The organism is Thiorhodococcus fuscus, assembly GCF_042682685.1.
GTDB lineage: Bacteria > Pseudomonadota > Gammaproteobacteria > Chromatiales > Chromatiaceae > Imhoffiella > Imhoffiella fuscus.
Window position 1 is genome coordinate 1 of sequence record NZ_JBHUHX010000057.1, and the last position, 5,143, is coordinate 5,143.

The 5,143-nt window shown below is 47.4% G+C and carries 2 protein-coding genes; both read right to left on the reverse strand.

Annotated features, from left to right (window positions below; translation table 11 throughout):
* Nucleotides 1-26: 26 nt before the first annotated feature.
* The gene (locus ACFSJC_RS18105) at nt 27-3,449 is read right to left on the reverse strand and encodes an ATP-binding protein (protein WP_386028602.1); all 3,423 of its coding nucleotides are present in this window, start codon (nt 3,447-3,449) and stop codon (nt 27-29) included.
* A 50-nt stretch (nt 3,450-3,499) separates the two neighbouring features.
* Nucleotides 3,500-4,666, reverse strand: a complete 1,167-nt coding sequence (locus ACFSJC_RS18110; protein ID WP_386028603.1) for a hypothetical protein — start codon at nt 4,664-4,666, stop codon at nt 3,500-3,502.
* Between the last annotated feature and the right edge of the window lie 477 nt (nt 4,667-5,143).

Genomic DNA, 5,143 nt, shown 5'->3' on the forward strand with positions numbered 1-5,143 from the left:
AGCGACCCCTTGCCGCTTTGAGCGGCTCACGAATTTAAAGCCCCCGGCTCTGCCGGGGGATGGTTACTGATTTCAGCTTCATTCTCGATTTCCCGCATTGTGCTGAGAAGTTCGGAAAGTCGCGTCATATAAGAGTTGATGGCTTCTTTTAAATTTTCGGATTTCGATGTGTTGGATTTTAGTAGTGACTTGTGGATTTTTTTGTGCTGCTCTTGCATAAATCCGACAATCAAGTTTTCCGCTGCGTTTAATGCTGCGTATCCGCCGATATAGGTTTCTCTCTCATCGTTTACTGATTCTCTTTTGGGGGCGTTTCGTGAGCAGGTGATGGCATTCGCGAAATGATAGCTAGAGCTGGAGTGCTGGCCATAGAAAAAAGCGAGCTGGCCTGCGCGATAATGGAAAACAGCATCTGATGTTCGCATTCCGTACTGCAGTCCACGTCGGCATTCGTAAAAAGGATCTGGTTCCGGGTCGCTGTGCTCAAGCCAAGGGTTTGGGCTTCGCTTTAAATTTAGGTATTTGAGCGCCCAAACTGGTTGTTTGAGAATGTCCCATTTCGAGTCGCCGCGTCTGATGGCCTCTCTCAGATATTGATTCGCAATGTTAGAGTCTTCCGTTATCGTGAAGCTATCTTTCTGATTTGACCGCAATAACAGGGATGCAACTTCCTGTGCCGTCGTATAGGCGGCCGCTGCACGTTCATAGCGTTGGCGGCGCTCGTTGACATCACCAAGCTTTAGAAGTGCCTCGATATACTGAAGTAGAACTTTAGCCTCTAAAGCTACGTCGCTTCTGGAGCTAGATATCCGTGGTGAGAGAATGTCTGCGGCTTCTTGAAAATGAACTGCGGCTTGATCGAATGATTCCTCTTGAGTTAATAGGTCTCCTAAGGTGATGTTGATGTCGGCGATTGTGCTGGTGCCAATATAGGGTTCGGCGTTCCACTGTTGGCTTCGATGCTCTGCTCGACGTAGTAATTCCTGGTAGTGCAGTTTTACACCTGCATTGGCATCGAGGGAAAAGTTGAAAGCTGCGGACTCGATGTCGCTAATGCGGGCTATATAGCGGACTTCCTGCTCGAATCCGTGGATGAATCGATAACGAGAAAGTCCATTCCTTATCAGTCGGACATGGGGTCTTAGAACAACCGTTAGCAGTGTATCGATTGCCGAATTGAGTTCTGGTGAGCGATGGATACTTAAAACCTCGTCCATGCGGTCTAGTTGGCTGCGAGAGAACGGAAAATGATGGAACTTGAGTAGATATTGCAGGGCGGCAAACACGGATACGATAAGCTTGTCGGCACCGCTGCTATGCTGGCGTCGAAAATGATGGTGCAGTAGAACGTAGAGATTCGAGGCGAGCATGATACGCTGTTGATCCATGCGCCCGAATTGTAAAACAAGATTGTCTGATTCTGAGTCTGATTCTCCGAGTTTTTGTCGATCCGATTTTGTGTCTGGATTCGCTATATTGCTGGGTTTGATAAAGTGCTCGAATAGTGAGTTTAACCGCTTGCAATTACCCCAGGAATGCAGAACTAGGAAATGAACGAAATGACGCAGCATGAAGACGATACGTCTGGCTTCATATTGCTCGACGCCGCGACTGCACAGCCAATGATAGACGGTGCGAAGGCGATAGGGTTCGTATTGCAAGTTATAACGATAAAGATGGGCGTTTTTTTGCGGGTATTTTTTGTTTTTTGTATTATAGCAGTGCCATATATAAGTTGCGGTAGACGGGGACATGATTCTGCGACATACGAAGGCTTCTGTCAGTCTGCTTATACGCTCGCGTTGAGGTTTTCGTATGGATGCATCCGTTAGCAGGCTAGGCACCTCAAAAACCTTATTGAAGAGTGATTCATATAGTGAACTTGCACTTCCTAGTTCTGACTGATAGCTGTCAAGCATTTCGCGACCGGCGATAAAGAAGAATCGGGCCTCTCCCTCGGTAATGAAGTTCTTGATGGTCGATAGCAACTCGTCAACACGCTCCTTACGTTTGTAGATTTCCCTGGTCGTCCATGTTGGAAAATCCGCGATTCCCTCGAAAGCAGTCGAGTTGTTAGGTCTCGAACTAAAAGTTTGATTTGAAGGAGCGGATTGAACGTCGTGGATTCGAGTTCCAGAGATCTTGTCGAGTTCGTCGAATACGAAGACGATGTCCGGGCGGCCGAATAACCGAGGGATGCGTCGGCAATCGGCGAGAATGTCGAGCAATTCGGCCTCTATTTGTTGAGCGTCAAGAGGTGGGGTCGTATATCGTTTTCCAATGCGTAGGCCAGCGCCAGTAGTCAAGCCTTGATCCATTTCCTCCGTTCGCCGACCACGTTTTATAAGGCCTTCCAGGCGGCGGATGATTTTTGATGGAGTTAGGAGTAATCTTGAGTAAGCGATATATGAAAGATATAAAGGCAATAGCATGCCAAAAAAGAACGAGTTGAGATCAGCTAGTGGGCCTGCTCTAAGTATTTGAATTGTGATGTCTGTGTCTTGGTTTCCGAATAGTAAAGTCGATAAAGATCTGAGTATTCCTCCAATTGAACTCAGTATAATGGATAACAAGTTAGAAATTGGCTGTAGTAGTCCTGATGAGTCTAAGGTGTTGTTGCCGAAAGGGTATATTAATTTGTAATCGGCAAGAAAGATGATGGATGCTGATGCTAGATAGAAAATTGCAATAAAGGCTGCGATTGTGTAGCTTCGCCTGAGTATCGTTTTGCGCTCAATACGTTTAAGTTCTTGATGTAGTAGGAAGCTGACGTTGAAAAGTACTGTTCTCGCATCAAGTGATTTTTCTGTAGCAAGGTTAACCTGGACATGAATGAGTGGGTTGAGAAGCCGTTTCCTGAGTTTTTTTTGCTTTATGCGATAAATAAGAGTTCGAGTGTGGTGAGCTAGTTTGATGCGGTTAAAGTCTTGGAATAGCTTTATCGTTTTTTTTTCGATTATGGTGATTGTATCATCTATGATTTTTTGGATGTGCTTGCTGAGAGATTCGCAGTGTGGTTGTATCGGTTCTATAGTCTCGCTGGTCTCGCTGGTCTCGCTGGTTGAGCTGATTTCCTCCTGTTTCTTCTTTTCTTCTGTTATTAAATATTGAAACTCATCCTCGCAGATTAATTCGTTTCTTGGGTCGCCAGGCAGCCAAGCAAGGTGATCGCTAGTGCCCTTGTAGAGGTCTAGTGCTTTGTTGATGATCGATGTCTTGCCGGAGCCACGGAAGCCGGCGATCAGGTAACTGCCGCGAGAGCCTTGAGTTTTCGACAGCACAGAAGATAGCTCGGCGAGAAGGTCATCTCGACCAACCATACCCCTGTCCTGTTCTCGGTTGCCGGCGCCTGGCGGATCTGGGGTGTGTTGATATTGAAATCCAGGAAGAGGTAAGGCAATCGGTGGTATTTCGTCCTTTTTCCATTCTTTCTCATCTGTTGTGGTCATAACGTATTGCTCCTAATGCATAATTGATTTACGCGTAAGATTGAGTCAATTTAGGGTTGATCTGTGGCTGGTTTCCATGGTTGAGCGTGGAAACCCCAGGGTCGATTTATAGTTGCCTCGCCGAGTATTTTAGCTAAATGACTGTCGACATCTGATATGCGGCGGCTCTGGTGTAAGACGGCTATTACTGACAAAAGCCCCGACCTATTGTCGTTGGCGTTCAGTTGAGGTGTGCGACGTAGTGGTAGCCACAGTGGCTCATGACCGATGAAGGTGTGGGGTAGCAGCGTCGGAATGCGCGCTGGGTGAGAATGTAAATATGCGGCGGAAATTCCGACCTCTTCGCCGTCGAGCCATACAGCGGCGTAGAACGATAAAAATACTTTTATGTCGGGGGAGTGTTCGTGATCTTGTGGAAGCTCCGCTATCCGGGGGAGCAAGCGGATGGCACGGAGATCTTCTGTATGCTGAAATTCTATCTCGGCGTAGGTGGTGGGTGCCTCACAGAGTCCGAAGAGATCGAGCCATTCTTGCTGCCAGGAGAGCCTTAGAGGCTGTCGGTTGTGAAAGCCGAGATTGTGGTTCTCGATGTTCTTGTTCTTGTCATCGCAAGCAATTACCTTCGGAAGTGGGCCTGATGCTGATGGCGCTTTGGAATGGCCACTGAAGCACCCCTCGATCAACACGAGGCAGTAATCGTGGTGTGTGCCGTCGGGTGTGTGCCAGAGCCATGGCCCGGATATTTGCCAGCTTTTGCGCCAGCTATGTCGTTCCAGAGGAGTGTCTAGCCATTTGGCGAGCGTTGGAAGCCCAGATCCTAGTGGTTCTGGATTAGATGTCTGCGGTAGGATGGCAGCTGTTTTTGGAGGGGTATAGCTAAGATTAACTTCCGGAATTTCGGTGTAGGATTCAACTGGTGATTTTGGACTATTAAATCCAGATAAATTGATTGTTCTGGGGCACTCTGGAAATAAAAAAGCTCGTTGTTCATCGAGTTCTGATTTGAACTCTTTTCCTTTCTGGTCTGCTTTAACGACATTGCCTGCTGGAATTGCTATAAGCGCTATTATGATGGTTGCTGCTATTGCTCCTTTTGCTCGATTTTTGTTCAGTTTTGGCGGGGGCGAGGAGTCGTGTTGATTGTGCTGGAAGTAGCAGCGATATGAGAGATAATTGAGTAGGCGGTTTGTGGCTGTCTTTGTGAGGTAGGTCGACATTGGGCAGCTCCATGCGTTTCGCTATCTCAGTTCCGGTCTTCAGCAAGCACAAGCTGGGCGCTGCTATTTTCAAGTGATCTATGTCCAAGCGCCTGTATCAATTCTTTTACAATCGAGAGTGATTGTGTTGAAAACGAAATTGGACGACAGATCGCCTTGTGGTCACGTAATGTGCTTGTGCGCCTAATTCATATCATGATGAAAGGGCGTCAGGCAAATTTTTCGCTTCACTGGCGAATGAGCAGAGACCAACAGAAAACGTCTGGTAAATGAAAGGCCTTTATGCCACCGGCTACTGGGCTGGATGCAAAATGAGATGCCGTTTCACACAGATAGCGGGAGCGGTATGACAGATCGGTGTTGTACCGGAAGTAGCGGCAATAGTTGGCGGCACCACTGTCTTTAGGAGCATCTCATTACACACAACTTCATAATTCATGAGATTCCCTGGCGAATTTAATCCCGGCAGCCACGTCT